The 21799-nt window shown below is 69.8% G+C and carries 14 protein-coding genes, 4 tRNA genes and 1 pseudogene; 7 read left to right on the top strand and 12 right to left on the bottom strand.

What is annotated here, in order from left to right; all coding sequences use genetic code 11:
• Nucleotides 1-150: 150 nt before the first annotated feature.
• From whiA to rapZ, 3 genes are all read right to left on the bottom strand, one after another.
• On the bottom strand, nucleotides 151-1131 hold the full coding sequence (gene whiA / locus C3B71_RS07125; RefSeq protein ID WP_073332394.1) for a DNA-binding protein WhiA: 981 nt from the start codon (nucleotides 1129-1131) through the stop codon (nucleotides 151-153).
• Nucleotides 1132-1240: 109 nt separating this feature from the next.
• A complete protein-coding gene (locus C3B71_RS07120; protein ID WP_083565893.1) occupies nucleotides 1241-2302 on the bottom strand; it encodes a gluconeogenesis factor YvcK family protein in 1062 nt (353 codons plus the stop codon).
• 5 nt (nucleotides 2303-2307) lie between these two features.
• On the bottom strand, nucleotides 2308-3423 hold the full coding sequence (rapZ, locus tag C3B71_RS07115) for an RNase adapter RapZ (protein WP_083565894.1): 1116 nt from the start codon (nucleotides 3421-3423) through the stop codon (nucleotides 2308-2310).
• A 164-nt stretch (nucleotides 3424-3587) separates the two neighbouring features.
• Here rapZ and purT point away from each other — a divergent pair, with 164 nt between their 5' ends.
• Nucleotides 3588-4802 (top strand): formate-dependent phosphoribosylglycinamide formyltransferase, encoded by a 1215-nt coding sequence (purT, locus tag C3B71_RS07110; protein WP_108969663.1) that lies wholly within the window; start codon nucleotides 3588-3590, stop codon nucleotides 4800-4802.
• A gap of 12 nt (nucleotides 4803-4814) precedes the next feature.
• Here the strand turns inward: purT and C3B71_RS07105 are convergent, their stop codons facing one another.
• The 5 genes from C3B71_RS07105 to uvrC form a co-directional block, all read right to left on the bottom strand.
• Nucleotides 4815-5237 (bottom strand): DUF817 family protein, encoded by a 423-nt coding sequence (locus C3B71_RS07105; RefSeq protein ID WP_108967029.1) that lies wholly within the window; start codon nucleotides 5235-5237, stop codon nucleotides 4815-4817.
• A 71-nt stretch (nucleotides 5238-5308) separates the two neighbouring features.
• The gene (locus C3B71_RS07100) at nucleotides 5309-6730 is read right to left on the bottom strand and encodes a glycoside hydrolase family 1 protein (protein ID WP_108967027.1); all 1422 of its coding nucleotides are present in this window, start codon (nucleotides 6728-6730) and stop codon (nucleotides 5309-5311) included.
• Nucleotides 6731-6850: 120 nt separating this feature from the next.
• Nucleotides 6851-8728, bottom strand: coding sequence for a beta-glucoside-specific PTS transporter subunit IIABC (locus C3B71_RS07095; RefSeq protein WP_108967025.1), 1878 nt, complete (start codon nucleotides 8726-8728; stop codon nucleotides 6851-6853).
• Between the two features lie 203 nt (nucleotides 8729-8931).
• Nucleotides 8932-9789: a PRD domain-containing protein gene (locus C3B71_RS07090; protein ID WP_108967023.1), complete on the bottom strand. Its 858-nt coding sequence runs from the start codon at nucleotides 9787-9789 to the stop codon at nucleotides 8932-8934.
• 13 nt (nucleotides 9790-9802) lie between these two features.
• Entirely contained in the window at nucleotides 9803-12103 is a 2301-nt protein-coding gene (uvrC, locus tag C3B71_RS07085; RefSeq protein WP_108967021.1) for an excinuclease ABC subunit UvrC, read from the bottom strand.
• 103 nt (nucleotides 12104-12206) lie between these two features.
• Between uvrC and C3B71_RS07080 the strand changes: the two genes are divergently transcribed.
• Genes C3B71_RS07080 through C3B71_RS07070 form a run of 3 tightly spaced genes read left to right on the top strand, consistent with a single transcriptional unit; the run spans nucleotide 12207 to nucleotide 15164 of the window.
• Nucleotides 12207-13685, top strand: coding sequence for an amino acid adenylation domain-containing protein (locus C3B71_RS07080; RefSeq protein WP_108967019.1), 1479 nt, complete (start codon nucleotides 12207-12209; stop codon nucleotides 13683-13685).
• A gap of 59 nt (nucleotides 13686-13744) precedes the next feature.
• The gene (locus C3B71_RS07075; protein WP_108967017.1) at nucleotides 13745-14230 is read left to right on the top strand and encodes a GNAT family N-acetyltransferase; all 486 of its coding nucleotides are present in this window, start codon (nucleotides 13745-13747) and stop codon (nucleotides 14228-14230) included.
• Between the two features lie 28 nt (nucleotides 14231-14258).
• Complete coding sequence (locus C3B71_RS07070) at nucleotides 14259-15164, top strand: HAD hydrolase family protein (protein WP_108967015.1); 906 nt, start codon at nucleotides 14259-14261, stop codon at nucleotides 15162-15164.
• Between the two features lie 21 nt (nucleotides 15165-15185).
• Here the strand turns inward: C3B71_RS07070 and C3B71_RS07065 are convergent.
• The 3 genes from C3B71_RS07065 to C3B71_RS07055 all read right to left on the bottom strand — a co-directional run bounded on the left by C3B71_RS07065 (nucleotide 15186) and on the right by C3B71_RS07055 (nucleotide 15437).
• Nucleotides 15186-15260: transfer RNA gene (locus tag C3B71_RS07065), tRNA-Val, on the bottom strand.
• Nucleotide 15261: 1 nt separating this feature from the next.
• Nucleotides 15262-15332 (bottom strand) — tRNA-Cys (locus C3B71_RS07060).
• Nucleotides 15333-15364: 32 nt separating this feature from the next.
• A tRNA-Gly gene (locus C3B71_RS07055) sits at nucleotides 15365-15437 on the bottom strand.
• A gap of 154 nt (nucleotides 15438-15591) precedes the next feature.
• On the opposite strand from C3B71_RS07055, the gene C3B71_RS07050 reads away from it, so the two are divergent.
• A tRNA-Val gene (locus C3B71_RS07050) sits at nucleotides 15592-15664 on the top strand.
• A 548-nt stretch (nucleotides 15665-16212) separates the two neighbouring features.
• On the opposite strand, the gene C3B71_RS07045 is transcribed toward C3B71_RS07050, so the two are convergent.
• Nucleotides 16213-17592 carry a UTP--glucose-1-phosphate uridylyltransferase gene (locus tag C3B71_RS07045; RefSeq protein WP_108967013.1) on the bottom strand — a complete coding sequence of 460 codons (1380 nt, stop codon included), beginning with the start codon at nucleotides 17590-17592 and terminating at the stop codon, nucleotides 16213-16215.
• A 350-nt stretch (nucleotides 17593-17942) separates the two neighbouring features.
• Between C3B71_RS07045 and C3B71_RS07040 the strand changes: the two are divergent.
• Together C3B71_RS07040 and C3B71_RS07035 are read left to right on the top strand one after the other, a co-directional pair.
• Nucleotides 17943-19255, top strand: a pseudogene (locus C3B71_RS07040) (DDE-type integrase/transposase/recombinase).
• A gap of 217 nt (nucleotides 19256-19472) precedes the next feature.
• Nucleotides 19473-21773, top strand: a complete 2301-nt coding sequence (locus C3B71_RS07035; protein WP_108967011.1) for a DUF2339 domain-containing protein — start codon at nucleotides 19473-19475, stop codon at nucleotides 21771-21773.
• Nucleotides 21774-21799: the final 26 nt, after the last annotated feature.

Raw genomic sequence — 21799 nt, 5'->3', positions numbered from 1 at the left:
GGGACGCACGTATTCGTAGCTTGCTGCACACGTGGTGTGCCCCGGGCCTTCGTGGGGTGCTCCCCGTCCGATCCGGCAGGTTGAGTCTAGCGTTACGTGCACGCCGCCGTGCCGGTTCGGACACGCCAGGGGCGAACACGCGGGTGCATCTCACATGTCGAGCATGTCCTGGGTGAGTACGGATTCCGTGTCCGGGATGCCCAGCTCGTGGGCGCGCTTGTCCGCCATGGCCAGCAGTCGGCGGATGCGTCCGGCCACCGCGTCCTTGGTCAGCGGCGGTTCGGCCATGCGCCCCAGCTCCTCCAGGCTGGCCTGCTTGTTCTGGATGCGCAGCCGTCCGGCCTGTACCAGATGCGCGGGCACGTCCTCCCCCAGGATCTCGAAGGCGCGCTCCACCCGGGCCCCGGAGGTGACGGCGGCGCGCACCGAGCGGCGCAGGTTGGCGTCGTCGAAGTTGGCCAGCCGATTGGCGGTGCCGCGGGTCTCACGGCGCGAGCGACGCTCCACCCAGGTGGCGTTGGCCTCCACGGCCCCCATCTTCTGCAGCAGCACGCTGATCGCCTCGCCGTCGCGAACCACCACCCGGTCGGCGCCGCGAACCTCGCGGGCCTTGGCCACCACGTCGAAACGGCGGGCGGCACCCACCAGCGCCAGGGCCGCCTCACTGCCGGGGCAGGTGACCTCCAGGGCGGAGGAGCGACCCGGCTCGGTGAGTGAACCACGCGCCAGGAAGGCGCCGCGCCAGGCGGCCGCGGAGGCGTTGCGTCCCCCCTGGACTACCGCGACGGGCATGCCGCGCACGGGACGGCCGTGGGCGTCCACCAGGCCGGTCAGGCGGGCCAGGTCGCGGCCGCGGTCGCTCACACGCAGCACGTAGCGACTGCCGCGGTGCAGGGAGCCGGCCTGAACCACCAGCACCTCCGGTGTCATGCCGTACAGCTCCCGCAGGTCCCGGTGCAGTCGGCGCACGGCCCCGCCGTGGTCCAACTCGGCCTCCACCACGATGCGGCCGGACACCAGGTGCAGTCCGCCGGCGAAGCGCAGCATGGCCGCCACCTCGGCGCGCCGCTGGGCGGCGTTTTCGGTACTTACGCGGGCGAGCTCGTCCTTGACGGTCACCGTCAGCGACATGTGGTGATGCTCCTGGTCCTTGTTTTTGGGCTGTTATGGGCTGGTTGTGGGCTGCCGCGCGGCCGCTTTTCAGGGTCGGCCGGTTGGGTGCAGTCCACTCGGGTACCGGTCAGGCGGCGCGCGGCGGGCCGGTGATGTCCCCCACCGCGCCGTCGAAGGCGTCCCGGAAGACGGCGGCCAGCCGCAACGGGTCATGGTGGCACAGGGCGTCCCCCGTCCGCACCTGCCGCAGCATCAGCACCGCCCCCATGGAGTCGGCCACCGCGCTCAGTTCCGCGACATCCTCCACCACGCTCGGGTCGGCGATGACCACGTCCAGGCGCAGGTCGGGGGCGTATTCGGCCAACACGCGCAGATGGTCGGCGAGCGTCATGTCGTCGGTCTCGCCGCTCTGCGCCGACAGGTTCAGCACCACGGCCTTGCGGGCGCGGGTGCCGACCAGGGCGCGGCGCATGGACGGCAGGATCAGGTGCGGCAGCACCGAGGTGTACCAGGAACCCGGCCCCAGGATCACCCAGTCGGCGGCGTCGATGGCGCGGATCGCCTCCGGGTGTGCATCGGCGTCCTCGGGCACCACGCGCACGTTCTCCATGCGGCCGCGGGTGGAGGCGACGGCCACCTGTCCACTGACGCGCTGGCGGTGATCGCCGTCGACGATATCCGCCTCGATCACCAGCGGGGAGGCGCTCATGGGGATGACCCGCCCGTGAATACTCAGCAGCCGGCCCACCCAGTCCAGCCCCTCGACCTCGTCGCCGAGCAGCTGCCACAGGGCCAGGATGAGCAGATTTCCCAGGGCGTGGTTATCCAGCTCGCCCTCACCGGAGAAGCGGTGCTGGAGCACATCCCGCCAGGTCAGCCCCCACTCGGTCTCGTCGGTCAGGGCCGCCAGGGCCATGCGCAGGTCGCCGGGCGGCAGGCAGTTGAACTCGCGGCGCAGGCGGCCCGAGGAGCCGCCGTCGTCGGCGACGGTGACCACGGCGGTGAGCCGCTGGGTGACGTGCCGCAGGGCCCGCAGGGTGGCGGACAGGCCGTGTCCACCGCCCAGGGCGACGACGGCCGGCCCCTCCTCCCCGCGTCGACGCCAGCCGGCCGAGTCGATGGTGGCGCGGGCGCCGGGCACGTCGATGCCGGTTGCACCGTGCCCGGGCTCCCCCGGAGTCTGTCCCATGACGTTCACTCCCTCCCCAGGTCCCGGTGCTGCACGGCGACCTTGAATCCCGCGGCCCGCAGGCCGGCGCCGATCCGCTCGGCGGTCGCAACCGAGCGGTGCTTGCCGCCGGTACAGCCGACCGCGATGGTGACATTCGGTTTGAGCTCGTCCACGTAACGGGGCAGCGCCGGGATCAGCAGGTTCACGTAGCCGTCCACGAAGGCGGCCGCACCATCCTGCTGGAACACGTACTCGGCCACCGGCGCGTCCCGCCCGGTCAGATGCCGCAGTTCCGAAACCCAGTAGGGGTTCGGGATGAAGCGCACGTCCAGGACGTGGTCGGCGTCCATCGGCAGCCCGTACTTGAAGCCGAAGGACATGACCGTCACCCGCAGGCCCAGGTCGGACTCGTGGGCGACCAGTTCCCGGATCCGGCGGGCCAGGTCGTGCACCGAGTAGTCGGAGGTGTTGATGACCTCGTCGGCGGTGCCCTTCAGGCCGGCCAGCAGGGTGCGCTCATGCTCGATGCCGTCCAGGATGGAGCCGGTGCCCTGCAAGGGGTGGGGGCGGCGGGAGGACTCGAAGCGGCGGATGAGCGCGGCATCGGAGGCATCCAGGAAGATCAGGCGTACGTCCACGCCGGCGTCGCGCAGCTGCCCCAGGTACTTCATGAAGGAGGCGAAGAACTCGCGGCTGCGCACATCGACGACCGCGGCCAGCCGGTGCACGCCCGCCCCGACCGTTGTCATCATGCCCGCGAGCGCCGGCAGCAGCTGTGGCGGCAGGTTGTCCACCACGTACCAGTCGAGGTCCTCCAGGGCGTTGGCGGCCCGGGAGCGGCCCGCACCGGACATGCCGGTGACGATGATCATCTCCGGCCGTTTGGCCGGCGGCACCGGCGGGGCCGCCTCATCGATGGCTGGGATGCCGCGCGGGACCGTGTCCTTGGCCGGATCGCGGGGGGCGGGTGCGTCCGCCGCTGGGGTGGCGAGGTGGCGCACCGGCTTGCGCGGGGGGAGGCCCGGCGGCGGCGGGGCGGCGGGAGCGGGTCCGGCGACGGGTACCGACGGGGGGATCCGGTCGGGGCCGGCATCCGGCGCCGGCGGGCGGCCGGGGTCGGTTCGGTCCTGTGCGTCCATGCCCCCAGCATGGCACAACCGGCTGTGCCGGGCTCGCGTAGTTTCGGTAGCGTGGCCGTAGCAGTCGGCACGCGGCTGCCGTGCCGCCCGGGCGCGAAGGCGCACCGCGCACAATCGACTTGGAGGCGACCGTGACCGCATCCCCATCCCCCTCCCCCGCCGCCATGGGCATCGGCACCCCGGGAACGCCCTCGGCCACGAAGGTGGCGCTGCTCGGCTCTGGAGAACTCGGCAAGGAGGTGGCGATCGCGCTGATGCGCCTGGGCGTGGAGGTCACCGCGATCGACCGCTATGCGGGCGCCCCCGCCCAGCAGGTCGCCCAGCACGCCCTGACCGTGGACATGTCCGACCCGGGGGCGCTGACCGCGGCGATCGCGGCGTCCGGGGCACGGATCGTGGTGCCGGAGATCGAGGCGCTGGCCACCGACGCCCTGGTGGCGTTGGAGGAGGCCGGCGCGGTGCGGGTGGTGCCGACCGCGCGTGCCGCGCGCCTGACCATGGACCGGGAGGGGATCCGCCGCCTGGCCGCGGAGACGCTCGGCCTGCCCACCAGCCCCTATGCCTTCGCCTCCTCTTCGGCCGAGCTGGCCATCGCCGCCGAGCGCATCGGCTACCCGTGCATCGTCAAGCCGGTCATGTCCTCCTCCGGGCATGGCCAGTCCGTGCTGCGCGGACCCGACGACGTGGCGGCCGCCTGGCGGCTGGCGGCCGCGGAGGGCCGGGTGGACCGGGGCCGGGTGATCGTGGAGGGCTTTGTGAACTTCGATGCGGAGATCACGCTGCTGACGGTCCGCTCCCGCGACCCGCGCACCGGCCAGACCGTCACCTCGTTCTGCGAGCCGGTCGGGCACCGGCAGGTCGAGGGCGACTACGTGGAGTCCTGGCAGCCGCATCCGCTTCCAGAGGCGGCCCTGCGCCGCGCGCAGGAGGTGGCCGCGGCGGTGACCGGCGCGCTGGGCGGCTGGGGCCTGTTCGGGGTGGAGCTGTTCGTCTGCGGCCAGGAGGTGCTCTTCTCGGAGGTCTCCCCCCGCCCACACGACACCGGCATGGTGACCCTGGCGAGCCAGCGCCTGAGCGAGTTCGAGCTGCACGCCCGCGCCCTGCTGGGTCTGCCGGTGGACACCGCCCTGCGCTCGCCCGGCGCCTCCGCCGTGGTTAAGTCGCCCGTCGAGTCCGGTACCGGCGCCGGGGTCACCTACCGGGGCGTCGCCGAGGCGCTGGCGGTGCCGGGCAGCGACGTGCGCCTGTTCGGCAAGCCCGACGCGCACCCGGGACGCCGCATGGGCGTGGCCGTGGCGGCGGCCGACGACGTCGACTCGGCCCGCCGCCGGGCGCGGGAGGCGGCCGGAGCCATCACCGTGACGCGCCCCGAGGGCTAGTCATCGAGGCGGTCAGCGAGCTCGGCGCCGGCGCCTGGGCGGGGTGACCCGCGCCTCGCCGTCGCCGTAGCGCACGCCCTCCTCCGCCTTGACGGCGGCCACCAGCACGAAGCTGAGGGTGACCAGCAGTGCCCAGCTGCCGAGCTTGCCCACGTGCACCAGGTGCCACCCGGCCTGCTGATCGGGGTAGCGCCAGGCGTTGAGGAACGTGCCGATGTTCTCCGCCAGCCACAGGAAGACCCCGATGAGCACGAACGACACCGCGGTCGGCATGCGGTAGCGGTCGCCGCCCACGGTGAAGTGCGCCACGGAGCCCCACAGGGCCAGGATGAAGGCGATCGGGAAGGCGCAGCAGGCCAGTTGGATGGCGGTGAACTGGACCAGGCGCAGCGGCAGCAGCCGCAGCCGGCTCAGCGGGGCGCGTTCTTCGGGCATCGGCACAGACTACCCAGTGCCCGGTGCGCCCGCCGCGAGCCGGCTGCGGCCGTCGGTTACCGCGTAGCCGGTCAGGCCTTCAGGCTGGCGCCATTCGAGGCGATCACGTCCCGGTACCAGCCGAAGGACTGCTTGCGATAGCGCTCCAGGGTGCCGGTGCCGTCGTCGTTGCGGTCCACGTAGATGAAGCCGTAGCGCTTGGACATCTGGGCGGTGGAGGCGGAGACGCAGTCGATGCAGCCCCAGGAGGTGTAGCCGATGACCTGTACACCGTCGGCGATGGCCTCACGCACCTGCACCAGGTGGTCGTTCATGTAGTCGATGCGGTAGTCGTCCGCGACGGTCGGGGTCCCGTCGGGGCCGGTTACCAGCTCGTCGCGGGCGCCCAGGCCGTTCTCCACGATGAACAGTGGCTTGCCCCAGCGGTCCCAGTAGTCGTTCAGGATGGTGCGCAGGCCACGCGGGTCGATGGCCCAGCCCCACTGGGAGACCTCCAGGGTGGGGTTGACGACGCCGCCCATGAGGTTGCCGCCGCTGGCCTCACGCTCCTGGGTGGCGGTCTCGCAGGAGGACATGTAGTAGGAGAAGGAGACGAAGTCGACCGTGTGCTCCGCCAGGGTGCGGCGGTCGGCCTCGGTGATGTCCAGTTCAATGCCCTTGTCCCGCAGCTTGCGCAGGAAGTAGCCGGGGTAGGTGCCGCGCACGTGCACGTCGCCGAAGGTGTAGTTGTCGCGTTCGGCCTGCTTGGCGGCCCACACGTCCCGCGGGTCCGGGGTGAGCGGGTAGAAGGGGATCGCCAGGATCATGCAGCCGACCTTCAAGTCGGGGTTGATCTCGTGGGCGATGCGGGTGGCGGAGGCGGATGCGACCAGCTCGTGGTGGATCGCCTGGTAAAGGTCCCGCTCGCTGAGCTCCTCCTTGGGCGTGTTGATGCCACCGGACATGAAGGGCTCGTGGAGCACGGAGTTGATCTCGTTGAAGGTCAGCCAGTACTTGACCCGCTTGCCGTAGCGTTCGAACAGGGTGCGGGCGTAGCGCTCGAAGAAGCCGATCATGCGCCGGTCGGCCCAGCCGTTGTAGGTCTTGGTCAGGTGCAGCGGGGTCTCGTAGTGGCTGATGGTCACCAGCGGCTCGATGCCGTACTTCTCCAGCTCGTCCAGGACCCGGTCGTAGAAGGCCAGGCCGGCCTCGTTGGGCTCGGTCTCATCGCCCTTGGGGAAGATGCGGGACCAGGCGATGGAGAAGCGGAAGACCTTGAAGCCCATCTCGGCCAGGAGGGCGATGTCCTCCTTGTAGCGGTGGTAGAAGTCGATGCCCACCAGCTTGAGGTTGTCCGGCGTGGGCGCCTCGGTGCGGGGGCCGACGATGCCCTGGGGCATGACGTCCTGGACGCTCAGGCCCTTGCCGTCGGCGTCGTAGGCGCCCTCGTACTGGTTGGCGGCCAGCGCGCCGCCCCACAGGAAGTCGTCGGGGAAGGTGGTTGGTGTCGGCATGGCTGGGTTCTCCTTCATGGGTGCGTTAACGGGTCAGTTTTGCTGGTATTCAGGTTCGGAATCGATTCTGCCCGTCCCGCGCCGGCACCGGATGCGCCGGCGCGGGACGGGGGATGGGGATCAGTGGTCGATCTCGACGACGACGTCGTCGGCCTCCACGTCGGCGTCGGCCACCGGGACCACGCCCGCCAGGCTAGCCGTGTTGGTGACCACCAGGATGGTGGTGGGGTCGTATCCGCCCTCGCGCACGACCTCCAGGTCGACCTCGGCCAGCTCCTGGCCGCGGGCCACCCGCTGCCCCACGGTGACCTTCGGCGAGAAGCCCCTGCCTTCGAGCTGGACCGTGTCCAGGCCGACGTGTACCAGCAGCTCCACGCCGTCGTCGGTCTTGATGCCGTAGGCGTGTCCGGAGTCCATGACGGTCACCAGGGTCCCGGCAGCGGGTGCCGTGACCACGATCCGCCCGGTGCCGTTGGGGCGCACGGCGACACCGCCGCCCAGCGCGCCGGAGGAGAAGACCGGGTCGGAGACCTTCTCCAGTGGCATGGCCCGGCCCGCCACCGGGGCGCCCAGGGTGGTGGTGGGCTCAGCGGAGGCCTCCACGTCCTCTGCGGTGTCCTCGTCGGAGTCGGAGTCGGCGGCCGCGTCGGCCTCATTGAATCCGAGCACGAGCGTGAGCACGAAGCCGATGATGACGGCCACGGCAATGCCGATGAAGGTGACCACCACGTTGCCGTACTGAAGTAGGGCGGGCATGGCGATCAGGGAGGGGAAGACGAAGGCGGAGGAGGCTCCGCCGCCGATGGCGATGATGGCGCCGCCCACGGCGCCACCGATGCAGCCGGCGATGAAGGGACGCTTCAGCGGCAGGTTCACGCCGTAGATGCCGGGCTCGGTGATGCCGGCGAGGAAGGCCGACAGCGCGGCCGGCCCGGCCACCTGGCGCATCTGCGCCGAGCGGGTGCGGATCATGACGGCGAGCACGGCGGCGGCCTGCGCCAGGACGGCGGCGAACAGCGGGGCGGTCATAACCGAGTAGCCGGGGTTGTCGTAGTCGGCCAGCATGATGGGCACGAAGCCCCAGTGGATGCCGAACATGACGAACACCTGCCAGAAGGCGCCCATAATCGCACCCGCGGCCCAGGGCGCAATCCGGAACAGGGACTGGATGCCGCCGGAGATGCCGTTGGACAGCGCGGTCGTGACCGGGCCGATCGTCATGAGCACCAGCGGCACCATGATGGCGAGCACCAGCAGCGGCACCATGAAGTTGCGGATGGTGCTGGGCAGCACGCGCTTGAGCCAGCGTTCGAGGTAGCCCTGAATCCAGGTGGAGAAGATGATCGGTAGCAGGGACGAGCTGTAGGAGGCCATCACCACGGGGATGCCGATGAAGGTGACCGAGTCCGCATCTGCCAGGGCGACGATGTCGGGGTAGACCAGGGCACCGGCGATGGCGACCGCCGTGATCTCGTTGGCCTTGAAGCGGCGTGCCGCAGAGATCGCCAGCACGACCGGCAGGAAGTAGAAGACTGAGTCGCCGGCCGCGTTCAGGATCGTGTAGGTGGTGCCTTCTTCTGACATCCAGCCCAGGGTGGTCAGCAGCGCCAGCAACGCCTTGATCAGGCCGGCACCCGCCAGGGTCCACAGCACCGGGTGGATCAGCGCGGAGATGAGCTTGATGAACCGGTCGAAGAGGTTTCCCTCCTCGGCGGGCTGCTCGGCGCCCGAGTCGGCCGCCCCCAGCGAGGTGATGCGCCCCAGCTCCTCATACAGCATCGGCACGTCGTTGCCGATGACCACCTGGTACTGGCCGCCGGCCTGCACGACGGTGACGACGCCGGGCAGCTGCTTGATCTGTGCCGTCGCCGCCTTGGACTCGTCGGCCAGGACCAGGCGCAGGCGCGTGGCGCAGTGGGTTATGGAGCGGACGTTGCCCTCACCTCCGACCTTCTCCAGCAGTTGCGGCGCCAGCGCCGCGTAGTCGACCTTGGCCATGCTGATCCTCCTCGATCCGGGTGCCCGCAAGCGGCAGGAAAACAAAAAAGACCCGAGGCGACCGCGCAGTACTCTGCGAGTCGTCTCAGGTCTTGCCCCTTGCGGGTAACAATCCTGGGCCCCTTCTGGGGGCTCAGGGAACAGCTTAGAAGGTACCGGGGGTGCAGCGGCATAGCCTCCGAGGGTGCCCTTAGTCACACCACCTATTCGGGTTGTAGGGGTGCCCGGTCGATGCCGGCCTCCAGCCGGGCCACGTGCATGGTCAGATAGGCGGTCTCATCGTCCTGCACCGTGATTCCCAGACGCATCTCCAACAGTTCCTTCACCCGCACCGCCACCCGGTAGGCCCGCGGATAGCGCAGCCGCAGGGACTCGGCGATCGCAGTTCCCGTACCGTCTGCCACCTGCTCGTCGGTGCGGGCACGCACCAGGAAGTAGCGCAAGTGCACCGCGAAGCGGGCGGCGTCGATGGAGTCGGCGCGGAAGTCGCGGCCGTAGGCGGCCTTGAGCACATCCATGACCTGGCCGATCAGCTTCGACTGGCGCGTCGCCTCCTGGGTTGAGGGGGCGCCCACGGCGGCGGCGAACAGGTGCAGGGCCAGGGCGACGGCCTCCCCGTCGGGCAGTTGCACCTCCTGGGCGCGGTTGAGCTCGGCGACCATGCGCTCCGCCAGCCGCAGCTCCTCCGGGTGCAGGTGGGCGGCCTCGGCGCGCAGCGGATAGTCCATGACGATGCCCGCGGCCGCCCGCTCCATGGCCTGATTGACGTGATCGACGACCGCCACGACCGTGGAGGAGGGCACGGTGGTGCCCAGCTCCCGGGCGGCCGCACGGAAGGTGCGCTCGATCAGGGCGATGCGCTCCAGCGGGATCGCGGCCATCACCTCGCCGACGCTCTCGGCGTTCTGCGCCAGCACGTAGCGGCGTGCCACCCGGGAGGTGTCGACCTCCTGGCCCGGTTTGTGCTGGAAGCCGAGGCCGCGGCCGGTCAGGATCGTCTCGCGTCCCAGCTCGTCACGCGCCAGGATCACGTTGTTGTTGAACACCCGCAGGATCTCCACCTGTGGGATTGTGTCACCGATCCGATGACGCCGCAGCGGGGTCCGTCTCCGCCTCCGTCCCGGTAGCCGCCCCGGCCTGTGCCCCGGCGAGGTGCTGCTGAATGGTGGCGGCCAGGGTCGGGCCAATGCCCTTGATGGCGGCGATCTGTTCGGCGGATGCCGCCCGGATGCGCTTGACGGAGCCGAATTCCTTCAGCAGTGCCGTCTGCCGGGCGGGGCCGAGGCCGGGAATGGTGTCGAGCACGGAGCGGGTCATGCCCGCCGAACGCTTCTTACGGTGGTGGGTGATCGCGAAGCGGTGGGACTCGTCGCGCAGGTACTGCAGCAGGTACAGGGCCGGCGAGGTGCGCGGCAGCACGATCGGGAACTCCTCCCCCGGCACCCACACCTCCTCCAGGCGCTTGGCCAGGCCCACCAGCGGCACGTCCACACCGAGTTCGTCGAGGACCGCCCGGGCGGCATTGACCTGCGGCAGGCCGCCGTCGACGACGACGAGCCCGGGCGTGTAGGAGAAGCGCCGGGGACGGCCGGTGTCGGGGTCGACCGGACCGGAAACGGGCACTGCGATGTCGCCGGCCCCGGCAGCCGCCGCGCCGCCGGCGGCGCCCGCGGGCTTGCCACCGCGGACGTCCGCCACGACGTCGTTGGCCGTCTCCTCCACGTACTCCCCGCCGACGTCGGCGGGGACGGAGCCGGACACCGGGCCGGGGCTGTTCTGCTCGGCCAGCAGCCGCTTGAAGCGACGGGTGAGTACCTCGTGCATGGCGGCGGTGTCGTCGGCGGTGCCGGTGCCGTCCTCGCCGCGGATGATGAAGCGCCGGTAATCGGATTTCTTGGGGGCGCCGTCCTCGAAGACCACCATGGAGCCGACCTGGTAGGTGCCCTGCGTGTGGGAGATGTCGTAGCACTCCACCCGCAGCGGCGCCTCGGGCAGGTCCAGGGCCTCGGCCAGCTCCTCCAGCGCCTGGGAGCGCTGGGTGAGGTCGCCGGCGCGGCGGGTCTTGTGCTGGCGCAGCGCCTCCTCGGCGTTCTTGCGCACGTTGTCCATGAGGGCGGCCTTGTCCCCGCGCAGGGGCACGCGCAGCTCCACCCGGGCGCCGCGCAGACCGGTCAGCCACTCGCGCACGGCCCCGGCGTCGGACGGCAGGGCGGGCACCAGGATCTCCCGCGGGACGGCGGTGGTTGCGGTGTGGGTGACGTCATCGACGCTGGTGGCGCCGCGCTCGCGGCGTCCGGTGCGATTGCCGTTCTCGGGGGCGGTGCGCTCCAGCGGGGCGGCGGGAGCTCGGCCGCCGACACCGAGGGAGGTGGTCGGCCCCGAGCGGGCGGGCGCGCCGACGGCGGTGCCCGCGGGGGCGGCGGCGTCGGCCGGGTCGAGCAGATCGGAGTAGACCTGCTGGAGAAGCCGCTCGATGAGTTCGGCGTCGGTGGCGTCCTCGACCAGGTCGATCACCCAGCCGCGCTGGCCCCGCACCCGCCCGCCGCGCACGTGGAAGACCTGGACGGCGGCGGTGAGCTCGTCCCGGGCCAGCGCGAATACGTCCACGTCGGTGGCCTCCGGCAGCACCACCGCGTTCTGCTCGATGACCTTGCGCAGAGCCTCGGCGTCGTCACGCAGGCGGGCCGCCTTCTCGAAGTCGAGCGCCTGGGCGGCGGCCCGCATCTGTGCCTCGACCTCGCGCAGGTAGGGGCCGGTGCGCCCGGCCATGAAGGCGCAGAAGTCCTCGGCCAGGGCCCGGTGGTCGGCGGGGCCGATGCGGCCCACGCAGGGGGCGGAGCACTTGTCGATGTAGCCCAGCAGGCAGGGGCGGCCGGAGGCGTGCGCGCGCTTGAACACGCCGGCCGAGCAGGAGCGGATGGGAAAAACGCGCAGCAGTTGATCGAGGGTCTCGCGGATGGACCACACCTGCACGAAGGGCCCGAAGTAGCGCACACCGGGACGCCGGGCGCCGCGGACGATCTGCGCGCGGGGAAAGGTCTCCTGCATGGTGACCGCCAGGTACGGGTAGGACTTGTCATCCTTGTACTTGACGTTGAAACGCGGGTTGAACTCCTTGATCCAGGAGTACTCCAGGGCGAGGGACTCGACCTCGGTGGAAACCACCGTCCACTCCACCGCGCAGGCGGTGGTGACCATCTTCTGGGTGCGCGGGTGCAGTGCACTCAGGTCCTGGAAGTAGTTGCTCAACCGCTGGCGCAGGTTCTTGGCCTTGCCGACGTAGATGACGCGTCCCTCGGCGTCCAGGAACCGATACACGCCCGGCGAGGTCGGGATATCGCCGGGGGCAGGACGGTATGTCGACGGGTCGGCCATGCGGTCAACATTACGACCTGGGTTCGCAAGCCACCGTGCTTGCGTTAGGCTAACGCGACAACCGAACGGTTCCACTTCCATAGCCTGAACGAAGGAAGTGACTATGAAGACCCAGACCACCCAGACCATCTACGGTTGCTTCGCAGAGCAGGTCGCACGACGACCAGACGCCCCGGCAGTAATCACCCGGGCCAGAACCCTCACCTACGCCGAGCTTGACCGCATGATATCGGCGATTGCCACCATGCTGCCGCGCAATCCCCGCTTCGTCGGCATCGTGATGGACCACGGCCCGGCGATGATTGCGGCCATGCTCGCCGTCTTGAAGACGGGAGCGGCCTACGTCCCGGCAGAACCATCCTTTCCCGTCGACCGCATCCGTTTCATGCTCACCGAGGCGGACGTGGATGTAGTGGTGACGCAACGGGAATACGACGGTCTGTTCCGCGGGGCGGAGCGGATCTACATCGCCCCCGACTTCTCCGACACCCCGGTACCGCAGCCCATCCCGGTCGGCACGGCCACGGAGGATCTCGCCTACGTGCTGTACACGTCCGGCACCACGGGCGATCCTAAGGGCGTGTGCGTCGAGAACCGCAACGTGCTCGGCTACGTGAAGGCCTTCGAGCACGAGATGCGGATTGGGCCGGGGGACGTGATGCTGCAGCACTCGGTCTGTTCCTTCGACATCTTCGTCGAGGAGGTGTTCTGCTCCCTGCTGACAGGCGCCGCGCTCGCCATCCCCTCCATCGCCGAGCACGACAACGTGCCGGCCCTGCTCGACTTCGTTGACGAGATGGGCGTGACGATCGTCGATGGTTTCCCCTACCTCATCGCAGATTTCAACGCATCGGGGCGCGTGCCAAAAGGTGTGCGTCTGTACATTAGCGGCGGCGACGTCCTACGGGCGAACTACTGCGACCAGCTCGTGGACCGGGCCGAGGTCTACAACACCTACGGTCCTTCAGAGACGACCTGCTGCGCCACCTACTACCGTGCCAGCGCCGGAGCGCCTCTAGCGGATGGCACCTACCCGGTGGGCAGGGCGGTGCTGGGCTACCGCGTGGATATCCTCAACGAGGACCTACAGCCCGTCGACCGCGGACAGGTCGGCGAGATCTGCGTGACGGGTACAGGCGTATCGCGCGGCTACCTGACACAGCGACCGGAGTCGAGCAACTTCGTCATGCAGGACGACGGCTCGCGCATGTACCGCACGGGAGACCTGGGGGTCATGACGGACACCGGCGACATCGCCTTCCTGCGCCGTAAGGACTCCCAGGTCATGATCGAGGGGAAGCGGGTCGAGTGCACGGAGGTGGAGAACGTGCTCTCGGCCGACGATTCCGTTGACCGCGCCGTGGTGCGCGACCATTCCGACGAGAACGGGCTCTCCTATCTGGTCGCCTACTTGACGCCGGCCTCCCAGAGCATCGTGCTCTCCGAGTTGCGCAAGCGCCTCGCACGGCGGCTCACCTCGTTCATGATTCCCGAGTTCTTCGTCGTCATGAATGAGATCCCCCTGAACAGCAACGGCAAGCCCGACGACGCCGCCCTGCCGGTGGTGTTGAAAGCAGGCTGACGGGCGGGGTAGTGGCAGCGCGGATGTCACGGAGGTCCCAGGGAGATTATGGGGAGATCATGGGGATCGAGATAGAGCAGGTCGGGATCGCCCGCATCGACGAGCTCCTGGCGTGGCGCATGGAGGTGCTGCGTGAAGTCTTCGGGACCGCCCTCGACGCCGCCCCCACTCGCCTTGAGCGCGCCAACCGTGCCTACTACGAGCGGGAGTTACCGACCGGCGGGCATATCGCCTGCCTGGCATGGCTGGACGGCGAGCCGGTCGGATGCGGCGGCGTCTGCCTGCACACGGAGATGCCGTCGCCCGACAACCCGAGCGGCCGTTGCGCCTACCTGATGAACGTGTACACGCGCCCTGCGTTCCAGGGACGCGGGGTGGGGGCCGCGGTCGTCGACTGGCTTGTCCGGCAGGCACGTGCACGGGGCGCGGGCAAGGTGTACCTGGAGGCGTCCGACGCGGGCAGGCGGCTCTACGAGAGCACGGGCTTCACGGACATGGCCGACATGATGCGCCTGACGCAAGGCGGACGCACCCGCCCCGAATGAGCCGACCCGTCATACCCTCGATGTCACCATGAACACAGCCGCCTCCCACCATCGCGTCATCCCGCCGGATGCGGACGGCACCCCGGTGTCCTGCGTGCTGCCCGCTCCCCCGACGCCACGTCCGTCGGATTTGCGCCTGGTGGCGGTGGATATGGACGGCACCTTCCTGCGCACTGGCTCCACTTACGACCGGGGCCGCTTCGCACCGCTGCGCCGCCGGATGCGCGAGGCCGGCGTGCGCTTCGTGGTCGCCTCCGGCAATCAGGAGGCGCAGCTGCTCGGCTTCTTCCCGGCCGCGGAGGGCCCGGCTCCCGACGGCGTGGTCTCCGATAACGGGGCGATCGTCCTGGCCGACGGCGTCCGGCTGCTGGAGACGCACGTGCCCATGGACGCGCTGGCGCGGGTGCTGGCGGTGCTCGACGGCGACGCCGGGCTGACCTTCATCGCCTCCGGCCCGGACGGCGCCTACCTGCGCGAGTCGGAGACGCCCGAGATGCGGGAGCTGCTGACCTTCTACCACCCCCGGTACCAGTACGTCGCCCGCACCGCCGAAATTAACGGTCACCGCGTATCCAAGATCGCGCTGGTGGACGAGCACGGCTTCACGCAGGCGTTCCTGGACCGGTTGTCCGAGGCGCTGGACGGCGCGATGGTGCCGGTGGTCTCGGGACACGACAGCGTGGACCTGATCGTGCCCGGGCGGCACAAGGCCTCGGGGCTGGGCGTGCTGCTGGACCACTGGGGCCTGGTGCCGGGGCAGGTGGCGGCCTTCGGAGACTCCGGGAACGATGCGGAAATGCTGGCTCGCGCGGGCTACGGGATTGCCATGGCCAACGCCTCCGCCGCCGCCCGCGACGCCGCCGACTTCATGGCGCCCGCCAATGATGACGACGGCGTGCTGCAAGTACTGGAGGGCTGGTTCCCGGCGGACTGAACACGGGAAGAGCGAAGGCGATGGTGGGCGATACTGGGATCGAACCAGTGACCTCTTCCGTGTCAGGGAAGCGCGCTCCCGCTGCGCCAATCGCCCGAGGTGGGTACCGGATTCGAACCGGTGTAAACGGCTTTGCAGGCCGGTGCCTAACCTCTCGGCCAACCCACCAATGAGAGGCTGGGAGGACCCCCGCTCCTCGGAGCGGATGACGGGACTCGAACCCGCGACCCTCACCTTGGCAAGGTGATGCTCTACCAACTGAGCCACATCCGCATGTTCAACGCCTTGGGACCCATGCGTTCCCCTGAGCGCTGCTGAACCATACCATCCAGCCGGGGCCGGGTGGCAAATGCACGGGCGGTGATCCACCTCACCGGTCCTCCGTTTGCCGCGGGGGCCTCGGTCCCGCTAGTGTCTGCACCGCACCGGGCGATTGGCTCAGGGGTTAGAGCGCCTCGTTCACACCGAGGAGGTCACTGGTTCGATTCCAGTATCGCCCACCGGAAGCATCATGTGAGGCCCCGGACCAAGCGGTCCGGGGCCTCACTCGTGTGCAGGCTCAGGAGCTGCGGGTTATCGGCGCGAGCGCGTGCGGTTCGGGGGCGTAGTGAGTTCGTCGGCGCGAATGTGTTGCTCGAGACCGGTGTTGTGGCCTCTGCCGGCTGGTTCGTTCGGCCTGGCCTTTGTGCGGGTGGCAGTGTCCGGCGCCGGGGCCGGGACGGCTTTGCACGACCCGGGCGACACTGCACGCCCCTGGGCGACACTGCACGACCCTGGTGCACATTCCACGACCCCGGGGTGGTCGTGCAACACACACCAAGGTCGTGGAACGCGGCCCGAGGTCGTGCAAAACGCAGGACCATTCAGGCAGTCCAAGTAGACGCAGGCAGTCCACACGAGTTTGCGTCATAGTCACGAGTCTTGGAGCTTTACAGGTGCAGGGCGCATGCGAAGCTCCAAGCCTCGTGTATTTGCGATGGAAACGTGTGTGAAGCACGTACCGGCCCACGTGTGCCCGGGGGGCGCCCCTAAGCCGCCGTCGGGCAGCTCAGCCCAGCCGGGCGCCGTCGGCGATCACCCCGGGTGCCCCCGCCTCGGTCACGGTCGCGTCCCCGGTGGCGACGACGTCGGCCCCGAAGGTCCAGTCGCCCCGCACCGTCAGGCTGCGTGCGTCGCGGATGGAGGGGACCCCGTGCGGGAAGCGCGCCTCGAAGTCGGCGATCCGCTTGTAGTAGCGCGGATCCAGGTCGACCACGCAGGCCTGCTCGGGCACCTGCTGCAGCAGCCCGTCGGCATCCACCGCATACACGTCCGAACGGACCAGCAGCAGGTCATTGGTGGTCTTGACCGGCAGGAAGCGGCTGCGCGGCACCTCCACGGCGGTGGCGCCGTCGAAGGCCTCCACGGCGGCGCCCATGGCGGTTTCCAGCTGGATGACCGGCGTCGACTCGGGGTCGGCGGGGTCGACCGTCTTGGCGTTGCGGATCAGCGGCAGCCCCAGAATGCCGTTTCGCTCGGTCAGCGTGTCCCGCAGCACCTCCAGGTCGAACCAGAGGTTATTGGTGTGGAAGAAGGGGTGGCGGAACTGGTCGGTGAAGTAGTGCATCTCCTCGGGCGGGGTCTGCGCGGTGTCGCGCAGGATGATGCGGCCGTCCGCCTTGCGCACCGCCAGGTGGCCGCCCTTGACGTCGGCGGGGGTGCGCCTGCACAGCTCGGGGGCGTAGGGGGCGCCGGAGGCGGCGAACCAGCCGGCGATGCGGGCGCTCGGGGCCGCGCCCAGGTTGTCCGAGTTGGAGGTCATCGCGTACTTGTAGCCGCGTTCCAGCAGCGCGTCCAGCACGCCGGAGGCCACCAGGGCGGTGTAGATGTCGCCGTGGCCGGGCGGGCACCACTCCAGGCTCGGGTCCGCCTCCCACTGCACCGGGGTGAGGTCGTCGGCGCGCAACTTGGGCTCCCGGTTCTGCAGGAAGTCCAGCGGGATCCCCTCCACCTCGATGCCCGGGTGGGCGGCGAGGGCCGCCAGCGTGTCCTCGCGGGTGCGGAAGGAGTCCATGAAGATCAGTGGCAGGGTGACGTCATAGCGGGCACGGGCGGCCATCACCTGATCCACCAGCAGGTCCAGGAAGCTCTTGCCGTCGCGCACCGGCAGCAGCGACTTGGCCCGGTCCATGCCCATGGAGGTGCCGAGCCCCCCGTTGAGCTTGATCAGGACGGTCTTGCTCAGTGCCTCGCGGGCCGCGGCGTCGTCGACCTCGACGTCGTCGATCGAGTCGATCTGCGTGAGCGGCTCGATGGTGTCCTCGGGGACGAGCCCGGTGGCTCCCTCCTCAAGGGCGCGGTAGTAGTGGCTGAAAACGTCGATGGCCTGCTCGGCGACGCCGGCGTCGCGCATCTTTGCCTGGGCAGCGGCCAATCCGGTGGTGCTCATGGGAAAAGGCTATCCCACCGCGCCCAAGTCTCCGTATCAAAGTGGCCGCTCGCGCTTGTAGGGGTGGTCGGCCGCCAGGCGAAGGCTGTACGTGGGGTAGGAGAGGCAACGGGACGTTCTCACCGGACAAAGGACCTTCTCGGGCCGATGAGGACGTCCTCGGGCCGGCGTCGGGGGTGGACGGTTCGTGTGTTCCAGTGACGGTTCGTCAGTTAGCACCAACGATTCGGCATGAACCGCGACGGTTCGTACATGTTATGTCTCAGGACATCGGTGACAGTTCTGTGTCAGGACATCGGTGACAGTTCGTGGGTTGTTGGGGGTGACAGTTCTGGTGTGCTTTTGGGCGCATGAGCTCAGTCAGGAAGTCCAACAGTAGTGGTGTTGATCCGCGTGTGCGTCTGGCGATCGCCCGGTGGCCTGATGACGCCCCGCGCGGGGCGGTGACCACGTTCTGCGAACAGGAGGGCATCTCCCGCAAGACCTTCTATGTGCTGCGGGCCCGAGCCCGAGCTGACGGGGAGGCCGCGGTACTCGAGCCCCGCTCCCGCCGTCCTCGCACAAGCCCGGGACGCATAAGCGACCAGGTACGCTCCCAGGCCCTTGACGTGCGTGCCGCGCTGGAACGCTCTGGCCTGGATTGCGGCCCGATCAGCGTGCACGACAAGATGCGGGCCATGGGCCTCAAGGCGCCCTCGCCGACATCACTGGCCCGCATCTTTCGCTCCGCCGGCGTGGCCCGAGCCGAGCCCACGAAGAGGCCCCGGGCGGCATGGCGCCGGTTTGTCTATCCGGCCCCGAACGCCTGCTGGCAGATGGACGCCACCGAGTACGTCCTCGCCGGAGGACGCAAGGTCGTCATCTCCCCGGCTCATCGACGACCACTCCCGCCTGGCGGTGGCATCCCTGGTCGCCGCCGCCGAGACCAGCCAGGCGGCTATCGCGGTATTCGACCGGGCCGTCGCCCGCTACGGGGTGCCCCAGCGGCTACTGACCGACAACGGGACGGCCCTGAACCCCACCCGACGCGGCCGCAAAGGCAAACTGGACGGGCCACGTGCGCACCCTGGGGGTAGAACCCATCACCTCCAAGCCCTATAAGCCCACCACCCAGGGCAAGAACGAGCGCTTCCACCAGACTCTGTTCCGCTACCTCGACAACCAGCCCCTGGCCCACACCATCGAAGAGCTACAAGCCCAAGTCGACGCCTTCGACCACATCTACAACACCGAGCGAGGACACCAGGCCCTGCCCGGGAGGATGACACCCCAGCAGGCGTGGGACGCCACCCCCGTCGCCGCCCCGCCACGCCCCAAGCACCACGAGCCCGTATCCGTCGGCGGCATCCCCACACAACCCCGCCCCAGGCGCCGGCCCACAACACCGCCCTCAGGGCAGCGCCAAGGCACCATCGGGGCTAACGGAGTGGTCAGCCTGGCCGGTATCAGCTTCTTGGTATCCAGAACCCACGCACACCAGCCAGTGACCATCACCTGGGACCCCCACCAAGTCGCCTTCACCGACACCCAAGGCGAGATCCTGGCCCAGTACCCCTGGCCCGCACCCGGCGTCCGTTACGTCTCCACCCACACACACCCAACCCCACCAACCACCACAACTGTCACCGATGTCCTGACACACCAAGTGTCACCGATGTCCTGACACAAAACTGTCACCGATGTCCTGAGACATCACAGCGACGGTTCGTACCCCTACCCCACGAACCGTCGCCGGAAGTGCCGAACCGTCGACCGCAACGTACGAACCGTCAGGCCAACACACAAACCGTCGCGCCTGATCCACCGCCCATCAGCCCACCGCGTCCAAGTCTCCGTATCAAAGTCGTGACAACGCCGCGACCTTGCCGGATCCTTGAATCATGGATTCCCAAGAGCGCGCACGATTCGATGAGGTGATCGCGCGTCTGGACGCCCTGGAGCGTGAGGTCGGACGGTTGGAGGGACAAGTCGCCCGGCTGTCCTCCGGGCCCGCCACCACGCTGCCCTCCGGACCCGCCACCCGGCAGCCCGCCCGGGACATGCCCACTACCGCCTACGCTCCCGATCCGTATGCACCCCCACAGCAGCAGCCACCGCAGCCGTTGTGGGCGCCGCAGCCGACGCCGCCGCGCTCCCCCGACGCCGGAGCCCCGCCCGCCACCCAATTGCCTCCGGCGCGGGAGGGTAACTTGGGCGCCTATCTGCTGTCCGGCGCGGCGGCGCTGCTGGTGCTGCTGGCCGCGGTGAGCCTCATTGCGCTGGTTTGGGAGCAGATTCCCGACGGCTGGAAGGTCGGCGGGCTCGGACTGTTATCCCTCGCCATGGTCTCCGCGGGCACCACGCTGGCGGAGAATCGGCCCCGCCTGCGGGTGGCGGCGGGCACCGTAACCGGTACGGGTGGGGCGTTGGGCTTCGTAACCATCATTGGCGCGGTCCTGCTCGTGCACCTACAAGCCCCCGTGGCCATGGCGCTGATGGCCGCCTGGGGGTTCGTGCTCCTACTGGTGTCCTGGACCGCCGGGCAATTCTTCACCGCCGTGATTTCCGCCCTTGGCGCCCTGGTCGCGGTTGATTTCGCGTGGGTGCAGGCCAATGCGCATCCGGGCCGGGCGGCGTTGGTGTGGATGCTCGTGAACGGCTACTTGATCGCCCTCGCGGCGGTGTCCGCGCTGCTGGCGCACTTTGCGCGGCGGATGCGCCATGCCGTCTGGCTGCCCACCACCTCCATGGTGGTCACGGCGACGGCGCTGGTGATCGGGCCGACCGTTCTTCTGCGCAGTGGGTCCCCGACCGGGGTCGCCCTGCTGTGTCTACCGGCCGTCGTGCTGCTGGTTCAGGCGCATCACTCCGGGCGGCTGCTGTCACGCACGGTCGGGCGCGCCGCGGCCGCTTGGGAATGGGGCGCCGTGGGTGTCGCAATGGTGCTGGCCGTGCTGCACCTGGGACTGGATCCGGCGGCCCCGCCGACGGCCCGTGCCCTGACCGGCGTGGTGCTCCTGGTGGCTGCGGTCGCCTCCACCGCGGCGCTGCTTCCCGACGGCGGTACGGCTGCCTGGCCGCGGAACGTGGCCGGGGTAAACCTTGGGGTGATGGTGGGCATCGGTGCCGCCGTCTTCGCCGTGGAGCCCCGCCTGCTCCTGCCTGCGGTGCTGGCGGTGGGGCTGGCCGGCGCCCCGGTGGTCCGCGTCGGGCAAGCCGCGCCGATCCCGATACTGCCACTGGCGGGTCTGCCGGCGTTCGCGCTCGCCACCCGAGCACATTCAGACAGGGACGCCGTCGGACTCGCACTCGTCGCGGTGGCCACCGCCGCCGGCCTGAGCCTGCTGCTGGAGAGCCGACTAACCCCGGCCCGGAGCCCCGGGCGCGCGCAACAGGCACGCGTCGACCTGCTGACCGCGGCCGTCTGGCTGATCGGCGCGGACCTGGTGGTGGTGCTGCCCGCGCTGGTCGCGCGGCTGGTCCCGGGCGGCTCCGCAGCCCCGCTGGTGGGTGGCGTGTGCGCCCTGGCGCTGACGGGCCTGGGGCTGTTCACCCGTGGATGCACTCCACTCGCGCTCGCCTCGGGGACCCACGCCGGCGCCATCGAGGGCGCAAATGGGCCGCGCACGCCGCGAATTCCCGCGACTCCGGTCATCGGCTGGGTGGGGTTCGCGCTGCTGTGCCTGCAGGCGCTCGTCATCCTGGCGCGCGCGGATTCCGCGGGCGACCGGCTGGTGGCGGCACCGCTGGTGGTGCTGGGCCTGGTGCTCGCGGTGGCGGCGGCCCGCCTGTTGCTGCCCTGGCTGCGGCGCGCGGGCGCCGGCACGGCCACCGCCATCTCGCTCAGCGTGGCGCTGTGGTGGTCGGTAATGGTCCTCACCGGTGCGTCGGCGACCTCGTTGCTGGTCACCGGTGTGGTGCTGGCGACCGGCGCAGTGGGCATTGTGCTCGGCTTCCGGGCGCGGGCGGTCGCACTGCGCCACTACGGGCTGACACTAGTGATGCTGGTGGTGGTCAAGCTCGCGGTGCTGGACCTGGCGAACGGGAACTCGCTCACCCAGATCCTGGCGCTGCTGGTGGCCGGGCTGGCGTGTTTCTGCCTGTCTTTGGCATACAACCGCTTCGCGCGCGAGCAGGCCCGATATGCTGCCGGGACGGGCCCGGCGCCGGCCGACGATCATCGGGTGCCGCCCTACGCCTGATGGACCTGCGTGACCGACGTACCCGA

Origin of the sequence: Actinomyces sp. Z16 (assembly GCF_003111765.1) — a bacterium.
Taxonomy (GTDB): Bacteria; Actinomycetota; Actinomycetes; order Actinomycetales; family Actinomycetaceae; genus Actinomyces; species Actinomyces glycerinitolerans.
The sequence above is the reverse complement of the archived record's forward strand: the minus strand, read 5'-3'. Positions and strand labels throughout refer to the sequence as shown.